At 61.5% G+C, this 15,029-nt stretch carries 11 protein-coding genes; 5 read left to right on the top strand and 6 right to left on the bottom strand.

Annotation, left to right across the window (positions count from 1 at the left end; genetic code table 11):
- Window positions 1-120: 120 nt before the first annotated feature.
- Window positions 121-600 carry a ferritin family protein gene (locus ACLB0R_RS05280; RefSeq protein WP_416642295.1) on the top strand — a complete coding sequence of 160 codons (480 nt, stop codon included), beginning with the start codon at window positions 121-123 and terminating at the stop codon, window positions 598-600.
- Between the two features lie 271 nt (window positions 601-871).
- Here ACLB0R_RS05280 and ACLB0R_RS05275 read toward each other — a convergent pair whose 3' ends face one another.
- The 4 genes from ACLB0R_RS05275 to ACLB0R_RS05260 form a co-directional block, all read right to left on the bottom strand.
- Entirely contained in the window at window positions 872-1,960 is a 1,089-nt protein-coding gene (locus tag ACLB0R_RS05275) for a PepSY-associated TM helix domain-containing protein (protein ID WP_416642294.1), read from the bottom strand.
- Between the two features lie 2 nt (window positions 1,961-1,962).
- A complete protein-coding gene (locus ACLB0R_RS05270; RefSeq protein WP_416642293.1) occupies window positions 1,963-4,032 on the bottom strand; it encodes a TonB-dependent siderophore receptor in 2,070 nt (689 codons plus the stop codon).
- Between the two features lie 69 nt (window positions 4,033-4,101).
- Entirely contained in the window at window positions 4,102-4,515 is a 414-nt protein-coding gene (locus ACLB0R_RS05265) for a DUF2946 family protein (RefSeq protein ID WP_416642292.1), read from the bottom strand.
- Window positions 4,516-4,796: 281 nt separating this feature from the next.
- Window positions 4,797-6,110: an alkaline phosphatase family protein gene (locus tag ACLB0R_RS05260; protein WP_416642291.1), complete on the bottom strand. Its 1,314-nt coding sequence runs from the start codon at window positions 6,108-6,110 to the stop codon at window positions 4,797-4,799.
- Between the two features lie 1,042 nt (window positions 6,111-7,152).
- Here ACLB0R_RS05260 and ACLB0R_RS05255 point away from each other — a divergent pair.
- On the top strand, window positions 7,153-7,578 hold the full coding sequence (locus tag ACLB0R_RS05255; RefSeq protein WP_434953762.1) for a hypothetical protein: 426 nt from the start codon (window positions 7,153-7,155) through the stop codon (window positions 7,576-7,578).
- A gap of 343 nt (window positions 7,579-7,921) precedes the next feature.
- Here ACLB0R_RS05255 and ACLB0R_RS05250 read toward each other — a convergent pair whose 3' ends face one another.
- Together ACLB0R_RS05250 and ACLB0R_RS05245 are read right to left on the bottom strand one after the other, a co-directional pair.
- Window positions 7,922-9,115, bottom strand: a complete 1,194-nt coding sequence (locus tag ACLB0R_RS05250; RefSeq protein WP_416642289.1) for an FAD-binding domain-containing protein — start codon at window positions 9,113-9,115, stop codon at window positions 7,922-7,924.
- Window positions 9,116-9,145: 30 nt separating this feature from the next.
- Window positions 9,146-10,282, bottom strand: a complete 1,137-nt coding sequence (locus ACLB0R_RS05245; protein WP_416642288.1) for an alpha/beta fold hydrolase — start codon at window positions 10,280-10,282, stop codon at window positions 9,146-9,148.
- 1,077 nt (window positions 10,283-11,359) lie between these two features.
- Here ACLB0R_RS05245 and ACLB0R_RS05240 point away from each other — a divergent pair.
- From ACLB0R_RS05240 to ACLB0R_RS05230, 3 genes are all read left to right on the top strand, one after another.
- Window positions 11,360-13,702 carry a putative bifunctional diguanylate cyclase/phosphodiesterase gene (locus tag ACLB0R_RS05240; RefSeq protein WP_416642287.1) on the top strand — a complete coding sequence of 781 codons (2,343 nt, stop codon included), beginning with the start codon at window positions 11,360-11,362 and terminating at the stop codon, window positions 13,700-13,702.
- 96 nt (window positions 13,703-13,798) lie between these two features.
- Window positions 13,799-14,296 (top strand): Csu type fimbrial protein, encoded by a 498-nt coding sequence (locus ACLB0R_RS05235; protein WP_434953760.1) that lies wholly within the window; start codon window positions 13,799-13,801, stop codon window positions 14,294-14,296.
- A gap of 1 nt (window position 14,297) precedes the next feature.
- Entirely contained in the window at window positions 14,298-15,026 is a 729-nt protein-coding gene (locus tag ACLB0R_RS05230) for a fimbrial biogenesis chaperone (RefSeq protein WP_416642285.1), read from the top strand.
- Window positions 15,027-15,029: the final 3 nt, after the last annotated feature.

Genomic DNA, 15,029 nt, shown 5'->3' with positions numbered 1-15,029 from the left:
GGCGTGAGTCTTCTGCCAATCATCGCAAAACGGCGTGCGGGGATATCCTGTCAGGCCTCCGTCAGAACCTGCGCCGAAACGGGAAGCACCCGCCCTTCCGGCGGCCCAGGAGTATCGACTATGAAGAAGTCATTGACCCTCGCCGTCGCTGGCGCCGCGGCGCTCATCGCCGTTGGCGTGGCTGCCGCGCAACCCTCGTCGCCAAAACCGCTCGCCGCCAGCACGCGGGCCAATCTCGAAGCCGCGATGCATGGCGAAGCCTATGCCAATCTGAAATATCTGCGCTACGCCGAACAGGCCGAAGCCGCTGGCAAACCCGCCCTCGCGAAGCTGTTTCGCGCCTCAGCCAATATCGAGGCGAACGAGCACTTCGATCGCGAAGCCCAGGCGCTTCAGCTCGGCAGCACTAACACTGCCAACCTCGAAGACGCGATGAAGGGCGAGCATTACGAAAACGTCACGATGTACGTGAATTTCGCCAAGGAAGCGGAAGCCGCCGGCGACACCAAGGTGGCGGCGATGTTCCGCCAGATCGCGGTCGACGAGGGCACCCATTACGACGCATACAAGGCTGCGCTGGCCAAGCTCCCCCAGCACTGAGCCAGCCGCAGGCGCCGGCCCAAATTACGCCCCCTTTGGGCCGGCGCACATCTTGCCCATCGGCAAGCCGGTTTGGCTCTCCGGTGCTCAAGTCATTGACGCTGGAAGGCATGAGATTGGGTGTGACGAAGCTAGCTCTGCGATAAGCCCGCATCTGATGCGAGGCGGTGGGGTGGCTTAGCGCCCCACATCCGGACTTCGGGCGGGTGCTCCATGATGCCCGAAATCTGCCGTATCCCGCGACGCGTTCGGAGCTGCCAACACCCGCCCGTCAACTACGACAACGCGAGCGCGATCGATCATATGACCGTCGCCGTCGATTCACCCAATGCGTCACTCCCGACGCGTAGAGGAGCAATGGCACCAGACTTGCGATCGCAAAGACTGCCTGGCCCATCGATCCCCAGCGATGCCCTTGGTGGAGGCTGATCAAGAAGCTCGCGTCCGGCGGGCCGGGTAAATCGCGTGGTCGCGAGCTTGATATGAGCAGCAGCCTACCAGTCCGACGATCGACCGTGATCCAGCGATAGCCGCCCCATTCGTCACCGGTCGTGACCTGGAGCGGCACTGGCTCTTCTATGCCAAAGACACCGAGCAACGGCCGTCCTGGCGTAGCGGCACTTGCGAGGCGCGCAAGCTGTTCGAGCGGTTGGGCACCGGGGTTGGCCTTGAATGCAACGACCGGCGGAATCTCGCCACCCAAAGTGCGCGTCGCCGGGAACTCAAGAAGCAGCGTTGTCGCGGCGGCAAGTGCCACAGGAACGAGCGCGTAAATGCCCGACTTGTTGTGCAGATCAAGCCAGCGATGGCGCGGTCGGATCGTCGGCGCCAGCACTCGCCAGCGCCAGCTACGCGGCCACCACAGGATGACGCCGCTCAGCGCAAGCACGACGAACATTGCCGCCAGCAGCATCACCGCGATGCGGCCGGCAAGATCAAGCCCCGCCCGATCAAGCGCCAGACGGGTATGTACAGAATACAGCCATGAGATCGCAGCATCGTCGAGCGACCGCACGCCGATCACCCGCCCGGTGGCTGCGTCGAGCGATACCTCGCGCTGCTTTCCGCCGGACAGCGTCAGCGCCGCCTGTGCGGTCCCGTAGTCGGGCAATAGCACGACGCTCTGTAGATTCGCCGTCGGGACCGCCTTTCGGGCCGACGCGGCAAGCGCATCGAAGCTCGCGCGTGGCTTGCTGATGGTGCCCGCATAATAGCCGGGCGCGAACAGCGCGTCGGATGCATACCAATAGGTCACCGGCAGCCCCGTTGCCGCAATGACTGCAAACGGCAGGCCCAGCACCAGGCCCATCCACAGATGGACCTGGCGCAGGACGCCGCGCGTGTTTCGCGACGGGCGCATCGTCAGAACTGCCGGCGCAGACTGGCCTGGAGGATGAGCGGTCGACCGGCGACGACGCCAGCGAAGTCGGCGCCCGCCCAGTAATGCTTGTCGAACAGGTTCTTTGTGTCGAACCCGAACTCATATCGCCCGGAGCGGTAATGCACCGCCAGATCAACAAGCACGAAGCCCGGCAGCTTGTCGCTCGGACCGTCGCCGCGCCGATCGCCCTGATAACGCAAGCCGATGCCGATATCGGCGCCGCTCAGCCCGAACGCCTTGCCGTCGAGCGTGGCGAACCCGCTCGCCGCGTGGGTCGGGACATTGCTCGGCCGTAAGCCCACATCGCCATTGGTGCTGTCGGTGATCCGCGCGTCGAGATAGATATAGCCGGCACGCAGTGTCAGCACGTCGAACGGCTTGATCTGCCCTTCTAACTCGACACCCCGGTTGCGCTGTCCGCCGGTCAGCACGCTATAGGAAACCGGGAGCGCGAAGATGTCGTTGACGACGTTCTTCAGCCGGATGTCGAACACCGCGATCGTCGCCAAAGCGCGGCCGTCGCGGCTCGCCCACTTGACGCCGCCTTCCCACTGCGCCCCCTCGGTCGGCGGCGGCTGGCTGCCGTCGAGCAGACGATCGACTCCGACTTGCGGCTCGAACGACTGCGCATAGCTGACATAGGGTGTGAACCCGCCCGGTGCGATCCAGAGGATCGCCGCGTCGCCGATCAGCTTGTCGTCGTCCTGGGATGTACTGGTGCCCGCGTTCAAGTCACGACCGCGATTGAACGTTGCGCCATAACCGATACCGCCGGTCACGACGTAGCGCCGGTCGAGCGTCAGCCGATATTGTGCATAGGGATGCACCTGCTCCAGCGACGAGGTGCTGCGATATTCAGGTCCGATCGGCGGCGCGCCGGTATAGACAGGCTGATATGCATCGATCGGACCGACATCGAGATTGCGGTAGCGCGTGCTCGACGTATTGCGCAGATAGTCGATGCCTACGAGCAGGCGATGCTCCAGCCGACCGGTGGCGAACACGCCCTCGACCTGCGTGTCGGTCGAAAATACGCTGGTGCCGATCCCGAACGTGATCCCGAACCGATCGACCGTCCGGTTGTCGGCTTCGAGGCCGATCGGCGCGACATAGCCGCCATCGAGATCGTAGTGCAGGTATCGCGCCTTGGTCCTGAGCGTCCAACCCGGTGCGAGGCCGTGCTCGACGATCGCGGCGAGCTGATATTGCGGACTATCGAAGCGCCGCAACGACGGTTCGCCGAGAAAGGCGAAATACGGGATCGGGCCGTTGGGATTGGGCGCGATCGTGCCGGGGACCGGCAGGCCGACCGTGCGGTAAAGCTTGTCCTTCTGATACACCGCGAGCAGCGTGATCTTGGTGGTCGCGCTCGCCTGCCAGCTGAGCGCGGGCGCTATATACACGCGGTTCGATCCGACCACCGGCTGCGGATCGTCGGTGCGGCGGTAGAGCCCCGTCAGCCGCCAAAACAAGCGATTATCGCTATCGAGTTTGCCACCGACATCGGCACCGGCGGCGAACTGACCATAGAAGCCGCCTTCGAGCATGATCTCGCCGGGCAGGTCGGCGCGCGGCTGCTTGGAGATGAAGTTCAAAAGGCCGCCCGGCGAAATCTGGCCGTAGAGCACCGAGGCCGGTCCCTTGAGCACCTCGAGCCGGTCGAGCCCGTAGGGCTCTTGCTGTTCGACATAGCCGGGGTCGAGCCTCAATCCGTCCCGATATTCATAAGCCGATTGGTTGAAACCGCGGATCGTGATGTTGTCGAAGCCGCGGCTGCCGCCGGTCTCGGTCTGGACCGACGGCACGTAGCGCAGCGCTTCCTCAATCGTCTGGACGTTGAGCTGGTCGAGCTGTTGGCGATCGACGACCGTCACCGATTGCGGGGTTTCCTTGAGCGGGACGCCGGATTTGGTCGCTTCGGCGGTGACGACGATATCGGCGGTATCGCTCGAAGAGGATGGCAGGGTTTGGGCTAAAGTGGGGGTGGCCAGGCCGCAAACCGCGGCACAGCAGAGCAGTCCGGGCCAGGCCCGGCGCGGTCGATAAAGCATTGTAACTCTCGCAAGATCATTGTGGCGCAGACGCGCGGACGCCGGCGGGGCAAGCCGGCTGACGATGGATCAGGCGAGGGAGAACGGGGGCGCGCGGGACGGTGGTGGCGGGGCAGCAAGCCCACGGCCGGGCACGATATCAAGCGCTGCGTCAGCAACGCGCGCCTGATCGGGTCCCGGCATTGCAAGCAGCGGGACGGTCGCTGGGGGCAATGGCGGCGCCGCGTTCCCGGCGAAGGGGCAGCAATGATCGCTCTTCTTGTCCGGCGCAGCAGGCGCGTCGTGCCGCGGATCGGCCATCGTCATCGGCCCGATGCCGGTGCAGATAACAATCGTGCCGCCTTGCGCCACCATGAAGCCGGAGGGCACATAGGATTTGAAAAGCAACGCCAGCAGCGTGAGCGCGTAGAACGCGCGCATCGTCAGACCATGGCGTTGATCGACCTTGTTCACGCGTGCATCATAGCCCGCGCTTACGAGCAAGTCCTCCCTATAGATGTGTTATAAAGTGGGCGGATCTCGCGGCCTTACTGGCGGTGCCAGCGCGGTTCGGGCTGCGGCTGAAATCCGCCGCAAAGTCGGCCATTTCGCTTCACCATCGTCGCCCACGAAGCCTGCCGGTCGCTCACGATGCTTGAGGCCCCAGAACGACCAACTTATAGCTATGTCGCCTCGCGCATCATGCCGGCCAATATTTCCGTGACCGATATGCCGAAGAATCGCGCGTTCTACTTTCGTTCGATCCGGGATCCGGCTATTTTGACCTAAAGCGGTGGAAGCTCAGCGCTGGCGAGGCGAGCATGCATCAACTTGGCCAGCGTCGGCGCGATTTGCCGCATATCGATCGTGCCGAGCGATCGCCGACCATGGACGGCGGGGCCGAGCAGGAAGAACACCGACTGCATTTCGGGTACGCCAGGATCATAGCCATGCATGCCCTTGAGCGTCGAGGGCGCGACCAGCGGCGCAAGCGGATCGCGTCCCATCTCGGTCCCGGCGGAGAATTCGACGAACCAATCGGCCTGCTCGCCTGCGCCGCGCCTTACCAGCTCGTCATGATCGAGGATGGTCGCAATATGGGTTTGGGGATCGTTGCGAAGCTGCGCGAGAAGCGCGGCCACGCGCGTGCGCAGCGCCGGGTCATCGCGCCGCGCCATCACCACGGCGGCGCTGCCGCCGGCGAACCAGGGCACCGCGTCCCAACCGGTGACCTTGCCGCCACTCACCTGGATCAGCCCCGCCTTGATGAAAGCCCCGAATAGATTGACGTCGGTGGTGATCGGCAGGAACCCGTGATCGGATACAACAGCAACATTGGCGCCAGGTAAAGCTGCCATCAGCTGGCCAACCATCGCGTCGATGCGCTCCAAGGCGGCGTGAGCCTCTGCAGTGTCGGGACCAAAGACGTGCTGCACATGGTCAAGACCGGTGAGATACACGGTGATGAACCCAGGATGCCGCAGCGCAATCAGGCGCTCGGCAAACCGTGTCCGCCCGGCATCACCCTCGACGCTCTCATCGATCCCCTGGGGATAGGGGCCCAAATCATGCTCCAGCTGATCCAACAGACCCGGCGTTGCGAGCACGCGCATTAGCTTGCGGTCGTCATCATGCCCCGTCCGCCAGATCTGAGGCAGATTGTAGTCAATCTTGCCACCCACGCTCACGGGCCAGTGGACATTGCCGGTCGTGATCCCGGCAGCATGGGCGGCGTCCCACAAGGTCGGGACGGCGATATCGGATGTGTACCAATACCACCCGGTCTGGTTGATGTTGGTGGGATCGAAGGTGAGGTTGTTGACGATACGATGGCGCCGCGGCGCGACCCCCGTGATCAGGGTGGTGTGACTGGGATAGGTCAGTGTCGGTAGCACACCGACTACGCCATTTGCCGACCACCCCTCCGCCACGAAGCGGCGGAGATGCGGCACCTTCAAGCCCCGCGCCTCAGCATCGAGCACGTCGCCGGGTCGCAGGCCATCGATCGAGATCAGGATTAGCGGTGTGGCTGGCGTTTTCGCCTGAGTTGGCGCGGCGAGCAGGGCTCCCAGGAAAGCGACAACAAGGCAAAGACGCATGTTATTTTCCTTCATGGATAAAGCGCTGATGAGCGGGGAGAAAAATGGCTCGATTGTCGTCGTCGGAACCCTCTGCAGCGATCAGAATAGCGGTTTGCCATCGGCCTGCGGGAGCGCCAGACCCATCTGCTTGGCGAGGGTTTTGGCGATGTCGCGCTTGGCACCATCAGGGTGCCAAAGCGGTGATTAGAATTCTTCGCACAGCGCCTCCCTACAATGCCTGCATGGGCCGTAATTATGACAGGCGAAAAACACTCAAAAGGTGCGCAGCTCTGGTCAACCGTGGAAATCAGCATCCGCTGCCGCGCAAGTTCTGCCAGCGTCACCAGCCCAAACTCTGCCTGCATTTGATCGCGTCTGCTCGTTGGGTTGCACTCTGGCGACAATCAGGCGGGCTGGCACCGAATCCGGTACCTTGTGTCGGCGCACGGCTACGTGGGAACAGTCTGGTCAGCGGCCTGTCGATCGAGGTCAACCTCAACAAACTACCCTAAAAACCCACGTCGCCGTCATTAATTCGGACGACGCGGCCGCGCGCGCGGGGACAACCAAACGTTGCTAAGCGTCGAGCCGCGTCAATTACATGTAACGCTTCGCATGAAGTGTTAACGCTCGGCGGGACTAGCGTCCGTTTGGTGGCCAAGGACCGCGTATGCGATTGGCGTTCGTCGCAAATGGATTACCTTGATAGTCAAAGCGACTGTCGGCCGTCATCCATGAGAATCCGATCTCGGCGAGCAACAGAGCTGGGGTACATATCTGTATCTGGGGCTGCGTGACATTGAAAAGACCCTGAATGACTGTCCGCTTTGCGTATTCACTGGCCGAAAACCCGTCAGTCGGCAGGCGGTCCAAATACCGCCGTTCCAGTCGCGATAGAGAATTCGTTACGCTGCCGCTCGCTCAGCTTGTCAAAAGTCGAGGGCCATTGACGTCGTTGCAGGCCACTAATGTGGCTACTATTCTGCGAGCAGCGGTAGATCGAATTTTAAGACAAGGTAAATCGCTACTCGGTTACCTCAAATTGCACAAGGAGGCTATCATGAAAGTAGCTACCATGATCGCGGCAGCGGTACTTGCGTCTATCAGCATAGGGGCGCGAGCGGGCCAAATCGAAGACGCTAGGACAGTTTACGCAAAGGGCGACTTCGCAACCGCCTTCCGCTTGGGCCACCAAGCCGCGGAAAAAGGCGACGGGTCAGCCCAGGCCATGCTCGGTTACATGTATCACGATGGTGAGGGTGTAGCTCGGAACTATGTGCTGGCCTTAATGTGGTTCCAGTTGGCGACTGCCCAATTGGATAAAGAGGCTCGGCTACAAAAAGATAACAAGCTCTTTGATCTCAGCAGGGATACCGCGCAGGCAATGGACCTCACGGCAAGTCTGATGACACCAGCTGAAATCGCCGAGGCACATCATAAGGCTTACCAGTGCCAAGCGAACGGGTTCAAAAGCTGCGATCCGTAGAATGAGATGGGGAAGGTGCTGTCGGCCTAACACGAACCGCCCTCTCCATGATGCATAGGGGAAATAAGTTGGGTCTTGGCTGGCGAACGCCGCTGACTTGGCCAGGGAGGCCGAGGGCATTGTTAGACGAACAAGGCAGGCTATGGCGCAAAGGCATCAGTATACCATCCTCGTGCGGCTGGTTCCTGGATGTGCGTTTGTCTGGCATCCGAACGGGAAGATTGAGTGGCCGGAGGTTGCTCAAAGTCACCCCTGCCAATTTGTGCTGACAACACCCTGCACCCCCTTATCAAAGGCGCCCGGTCCGAAAAGGCGGTGTTGCATCCCCACCTCCACGCGACGCTTATGCCGTCAGCAAATCGGGGATTGTTTCTTTCAACGCGAAAAAACCTCTTCGGCAGTGCGGCCAAGCACGACGATCCCAATCGCGCAAATGCTCGGCCAGCAATAACCCCGCCTGGTCGAGTCCAGCCCGTATTTCGGCAAGCTGGTCGGCAGTCGGCCCTATGGGGGCGAACGCCGTTACGACTTGGCCGCATCCATTGGACTGCGCGACAGCCACAGCCGAAGATACCGGGTCATCGGTATTAAGGTCGGTAACGGGTAGCTGCCAATGTAGCTCAGCGCGCCGGGCGGCATCGGCAATGGCGATTTCATCCCATTGGTTGCGCCGCTTGAGCGTTGCGATCGCCCGGATTGGCAAAGCGGCGACCAAAGGCTCGGTCTCCAGCGATAGATCCTCGGCCGTGATCAGCAGCAGCGCTGGAACCTGCGTTGCTGGTGGCGAGAGCTGCCGCAGCGGAGTCGCAGGGGGCAGTGGCTCGGGCGGTACGGCAAAGCTCGCTGCCAATCCTTGTGGGTGGAAGCGGCCACGGGTCATCAGCGCAATCCGCTCGGTTGAGGCAAAATAGGCCTTGCCGGCGGTATGCAGCCCCGCCACCCAGCGCCAAGACAGCGTATTCGACGCAGGGTCGCCATCGATAAATCGGGACAATGTCCAGTCAGCTCCGAGCGCCCATGGCAGGCGCAACGTGAAGGTCCAGATCGACGCCACCTGCATCCGCGACCAATTATGCAGATATCCGGTATCGTTCAGTTCGCGCACCCAGTGATCAAAGCAATCAATGCCGGTGCGCCCTTCAATCGCTTCACGATAGCGGCGGTCGAGCGCGTCGTCGCGCGTACGTTCGGCGTCGAACGCGGCGACGAGCGCCTGGTAATCACGCCAGATACTCGGCCGTTGTTCCAGCCAGCCTTTCCAGTAAGTGCGCCAGAATACCTCCGACACGAATTTCTCGGCGCCCCTGAACCCGTGCCGCTCTATGGCGGCGTGCACAACGTGTTGCTCGCTGATCAGGCGGCGGCGTAGCGCGGCGGACAGGCGCGAAACCGCGCTATGTTGCCCGGAGCCATGATCGAAATTGCGGTTGGCCGCGTAGTCCGCGCCTGCATGCGGCAGAAAGTCGGCAAGCCGGTCCAGCGCAGCCTGTCGCGTCAATGGAAAGTCCGGCGGTGCGGCCAGATCGGTGTCTATCATGCTCGTGTCAGGAATTCGTTGGTGCAGCGGTCATCCGCCTTTGGTGTCGGTCGACGCCGCCAGCGGAGCAGTCCCCCCATTTAGGAACGCCGCAATATGTTCGTTCAGGAAGCGACCATCGGCAGGATTGCTCGCGGCCCCAGCGGTGTGCCCCCATAGCGACGGGAGTGGTACAAGCTGCACGTTAGGAATGAACCCAGCCTCATAACGGGCATCGTCGACCGGGAAATAAAGGTCGCTCGCTGACGGCATGTAGAGCACCGGCACATTGATCGCGGCGAGCGCTTTCTTGATGTCGTTGTCGTACCCCGGCGTCGTCCCGATATCGTGCGCTTCCCAGGTTCGCATCTGCAGGATCAGATCATTCGCATCGGCGCCCGGAATGAAATCCTTGTAAAGTCCATCAAACACAGTGCGGAATGTGGCTCCGGCTGGAGCATTTGCTCGCCACAATTCTTCGCGCCACCAGGCCTGCGAGAAGAGCCACGCTGCCCAGATCGCGCCAAAGGTCTGCAGTCCCTTCTTTGGCGGCTGCTTATAGTCGCCATTAGCAAAATCAGGATCGGCCTGGATTGCGATGATCTGGCTCTCCAAGCGGACGATCCCGTGCGGCCAGGTCTTGGCGGTAGCGGCGGTGACGACGATGCGGTCCATGAAATCGGGATAGGAAACCGCCCATTGAAAGGCCTGTTGCCCACCCATCGAAAAGCCGATCACGGCGCGTAGGTGACGAATTCCGAGCGCCTCGGTCAATAGCCGGTGACCGGCTACGACATTGTCGCGGATCGTCGTGACGGGGAAGCGCGGACCATCGAAGGGTGCGGGCGTGTTGCTGGGGGACGAGGACTTGCCGTTGCCGAAAAGCTCGGTTGCGACGAGAAAGTATTTTGCCGGATCAAGCGCCTTGTCAGGTCCGATCAGCCATTCATAGCCATGGGCATCGGCCATGTAATGCGACGGCAGCAATACAACATTGTCGTGCGCGGCATTCAGCTTGCCGTAGGTAGCGTACATGATCTTGGCCTCGGGCAGGACCGTACCGTTCTCCAGCTTGAAATTCCGGATGACGAATGTCCGCCGCTCACCATCGGCGGCCGCCGCGGGCGATCCAAGCCCCACTAAAAAGCCCAGTAGAATGACGAACAGGCTAACAAGGCGTACTCGCATCAGATCGTCCTATCATTGCTAACGCTCCAGGCGCCGCGTTGTCAGCAGTTTCCGCCGTTGCCCTATCCGCTCTTAGACCTGCAGCGATTGGCACAGGCAATACGACCTTGGGACACTTGGACACGGTTGTCTGGGCGCGGCCGCGGGCGCGCGAACCAAGGCACCATCTCATTGTCATGACTTTCGACCAGAGCTGCAACGGCCTATTGCGTCCATGCCCTCACAGACGGTGAAATGCCCTCCAAGGGTATGCGCTTCCTCCTTTATTCCGATCGAAAGCATTCTATCCGCAACGTACTCATCAATCACGAAGCTGCAATACACTGAGTAGCCATCCGGCAAAGCGCCTCAATTCAATATGTTGCGTCCGTATGGAAATAAGACCGAAGCCGGACACACTTTTAGTCGGCCGGTACAACGCAACAGCATGTGCTCGGGTGTTAATGCGGACTGGACTTGTTTGTCGAACAGCGCCACCGGTGCCGCCTCCTTGTCTACCTGCAATCCCGGGGCACCGTCTGGCTTTCAGGTGTGCAGCAATTAAGCTGTTCAACAGTGCACAGCAAGGCAGTCTTTCGCCCATCTGGCCCATCATCGAGCCGTCCGGCTGCGCAAATATTGCCTGACGCCTGCCTCGCGAACACGCGGGCTAACGGAGCTGCCAGCTAAGGGGGAATGGGACGACGAAGCCCTACAAGCAGCGAAGCCGATGCATCATAGAGAATATAAGAGCATACGCAATGCACCCACCCAATGCCATAAGATTTTACGTATATTACGCTGAATAGTTGGGCTGTCTAATCAATCAACAATCCATCGCTTCGCGCTAGCTTAACCATCTTGGGGATTAGAGCCGGGGCAGATAGGCAAATGAATTACCGGAAAGAAGCGCAGCGTTGGCCGGGTCCGTTGAAAACCTCGGGTTTGTCGCGGAGATTTACGCAACTTTCTGGGAGAATAATCAGGCCGATTGTCGGTTTCTTGCGAAACCTGCCGCTGCGATTGGTCGGGATGATCGGGTTTCGACAGATAAGTACGCGCTTGCTCGTGCGCTATGGCGTGCTGTTGGCGACTGCTATGGCTGCGGTCACCCTCACCTCGCAACTACTCATCCGCCGGCATGTCGAAACGACGGCGCAGAATGAATTAGTCTCCAGCGTCGCGGTATATTCGAAAATATGGGAGCAACGCGCTCGAGCGCTGAGCGCGCATGCGAGCGTGCTGGGACACGACTTCGGCTCCCGTTCGGCGATCGCCTCGGGCGATGCGGAAACAATACGATCCGCGCTCGACAATCTCGCCGGGCGGGTCAACATGCCTCAAGCCTATTTCGTCTCCACCGAGGGACATGTGCTGGGCAACAGCCGCCAGCAGATCGACCCGCGCCTCGCCAAAATGGTCGTTTGGGCGGCGGAGCAGCAATCGGAGCAGATCGACCAGTTTGAACAGATCGACGTCATTGGCGGGCGCCCATTTCGCTTGATCGCCTCGCCGGTTATGGCGCCTGTGCTCCTCGGCTACATCGTTTTTGCAGTGCCAATTGATGCGGCGGAGCTGGACCAGATTCGTCGCCTGGCCCCGATTGCGCTGCAGGCGACGTTGCTGCACCGCGCTCCCGATGGCCGGTGGACCGCCGATCGCGGCCCCGAAAGCGATGAGCAGCTAGCGCGCCTGGTCGCCTTGAGCGGCGCCGCTCGGGACCGGGTAAGGACTGTCACAGGCCCCGATGGGCCCGAACTGGCGATTGTCGAACCGCTGAACGGGAATTTGCGCGAGGCGAAGGCTGCGCTGCTGCTCACCTATCCTTGGTCCGCTGCGTTGGTCGGCTACAGGGAGCTGCAGCTGGGCGTGACGCTGTCCAGCATTTTCGCGCTGCTGCTCGCGTTACTAGGCGGCGTGCGGTTGTCGAGCGCGATAACGCAACCGATCGTCGAATTGGAGCGCGCTGCCCACAATCTCGAAAGCGGCATGGCCTCGAGCATTGAGGTCACCGCCCCGGACGAGATCGGCCGGCTGGCCGAGAGTCTCAACCGTATCGGTCGGCTCGCCTTCCACGACAATCTCACCGGGCTCGCCAACCGGACTTTCGTGAACGAGCAGCTGCAGGCGGCGCTCGAGGCATCGATCCGGTTAGAAACGCAAACTGCGATGCTGTGCCTTGATCTCGACCGGTTCAAGCTGGTGAACGACAAGCTGGGGCACCAGGTCGGCGACGCCCTGTTAAAGCGCGTCGGCAAAATTCTGCGCGATTCGGTGTCTGACGGCACGGTCGCCCGATTGGGCGGGGACGAGTTTGCGATCGTGCTGCCCAACTGCACGCCGGAACGCGCCCGGCTGTTGGGGCAAGCGCTGATCGACACGCTTGCCGTGCCGATGAAGATCAACGACTATCAGGTCGCAACGGGTACGAGCGTGGGCGTCGCCTTCGGCCCCAAGGACGCTCATGATGCAGCAGCACTCATGCGCGCGGCCGATCTGGCGCTGTACAGCGCCAAGCGAAGCGGACGGGGCGTGGTGCGCTTCTTCGAACCGGGGCTCGATTCGGTTGCCCAGCAACGTCATCAGATTGAGACGGAATTGCGGGACGCGCTCCAATCCGGGCAATTTCTCCTCGCCTTTCAACCGGTGTTGAACATCGAGAAAGGCGAAGTCCGCACGCAGGAGGCGCTGCTGCGCTGGCAGCACCCCACGAAGGGCAACATCGCACCGGACGAGTTCATCCCGATCGCCGAGAGCAATGGCTTGATCGTCGCGATGGGCGAATGGGTGTTGCGCGAGGCTTGCCGCGAAGCGGCTGCCTGGCCGGGCAATTTCGGGGTCGCGGTGAATGTGTCGCCGCTGCAGTTTCGCAATAGTGGCTTTCTGAACGCGATCTTCCAGGCGCTGTCGCAAAGCGGCTTGTCACCCGATCGGCTGGAAATTGAGCTGACCGAGTCGATCTTCCTGGATGGCGAGGCGGCGATCCTTGCCCAGCTCCACCGCCTCCGCGAAGCGGGGGTGCGCATCGCGCTCGACGACTTCGGCACCGGTTATTCGTCGCTCAGCTATTTGCGCAGCTTCCCCTTTGATCGCGTGAAAATCGACAAAGTCTTCATCCACTCGTTGCAGGACGATGAGAGCACGCGCGCGGTGGTGCGATCGATTATTGACCTCGCGCACGCGCTGCACATGGACGTAACGGCGGAAGGCGTCGAAACAGCGGAGCAGTTGGATCTGCTGAAGTCGTTCGGGTGCGACAATATCCAAGGCTTCCTGATCGGTATCCCGCAATCAGTGGGAAATACCTCTGTCGTGGCGAATGCAGAATTTACTCCCTTGCAGGTCGGCTCTGTTGTCGCTGGTACCCCCACGCTTCTGACGCAGCCGCCGCGCTTGGCTGATCGCCAGGGCCTTGGCAGTCGAACCGCTTCAAAACTCTAATGGTTTTCGCAAAGTACGTATTAATCACTGAATACGCACTTCACTAATATTTGACCATATTGTGAGACTGAGATGATCGTCTAAGGAGTAGATACGATGCGCGTCCATCATACCCTGAAGATTTTTGTTCTTTGTGCAGGGGCCCTGACTGTTAGTCCGGCCACTGCGGCGACTACTACTACCACACTGAACGTCAACGCAACAGTCACTGGTGTGTGCCTGGTCACAGCGAATACATTGGCGTTCGGGAGCTATGACCCTACTTCGGCGGTGCCGCTGGACGCCTCGACGACGCTGTTGGTCACTTGCACCACCGGCACGGTCTACACCGTTGCCCTTGGCGTTGGTGGGGGTACGGGGGCGACGGTCGCGGTGCGCAAGATGCGCAACGGGGCGAATGAGCTGCACTATGCCCTCTATCAAGACAGCGCGCGTACGACGCTCTGGGGCAATACCCCCGGCACTGACACGCCCGCCGCCGCCACCGCAAGCGTGACGCCCGCTACACTGACGGTCTATGGCCGCGTTGCCGCGTCGCAGAACGTGCCGGCGGGCACCTATACCGACGCCGTCACCGTAACAGTGACCTACTGACATGCTCGCGCGAGCAGCCATATCGACCCTCATCGCGGTCACGCTGGTTGCAGGAGGCATCGGCGTCACGCCGGCGGAAGCGAGCGCGTTCAAGGTCGCGCCGGTGCGGGTCAGCCTGGACGGCACGAGCCGATTGAGCACGCTTCGGCTGACCAATGAGGGCGACGAGCCGGTCGGGGTGCAGATCACGGCCTGGCGGTGGTCGCAGGTGGATGGCGAGGACAAGCTCGAGCCGAGTGATGAGATCATCGTTAACCCGGTGATTACGCAGCTGCCGCCGCATGCCACGCAGCTGCTGCGCATCGCGGTCACCCGGCCGCTGGGCGGGGCGCTAGAGCAAAGCTTCCGTCTGATGATCGAGGAGTTGCCGCAGCGCGGTCCGAGCAGCGGCCAGGTTCGCGCGCTGCTGCGGCTGAGCTTGCCGATCTTCGTGAAGCCGGCAGCGCCGAGGATTGTGCTCGCGCCGCAGCTTGCAGCGCCGGATCGCTTGACGCTCAGCAACCAGGGGAGCGTCCATGTCCAGGTGCATAGCGCGACGCTGCTACGCGGGACAACGCCGGTCGCTCGGATCGAGCAGCCGCTCTATGTTCTGCCCGGCGCCGCGCGCACGATCAGCCTGCAGCCTATTGCAGGGACAGCGCGGCTGCAGCGCGGCGAGCCGCTGACGTTGGTCGCGGCAACCGATCAGGGCGAAATGCGCGCAGCGTTGGCGTGGCCCCCTGCGCCATAAGCC

The sequence above is a fragment of the Sphingomonas sp. GlSt437 genome (assembly GCF_048015635.2).
Lineage (GTDB): Bacteria > Pseudomonadota > Alphaproteobacteria > Sphingomonadales > Sphingomonadaceae > Sphingomonas.
The sequence above is the reverse complement of the archived record's forward strand: the minus strand, read 5'-3'. Positions and strand labels throughout refer to the sequence as shown.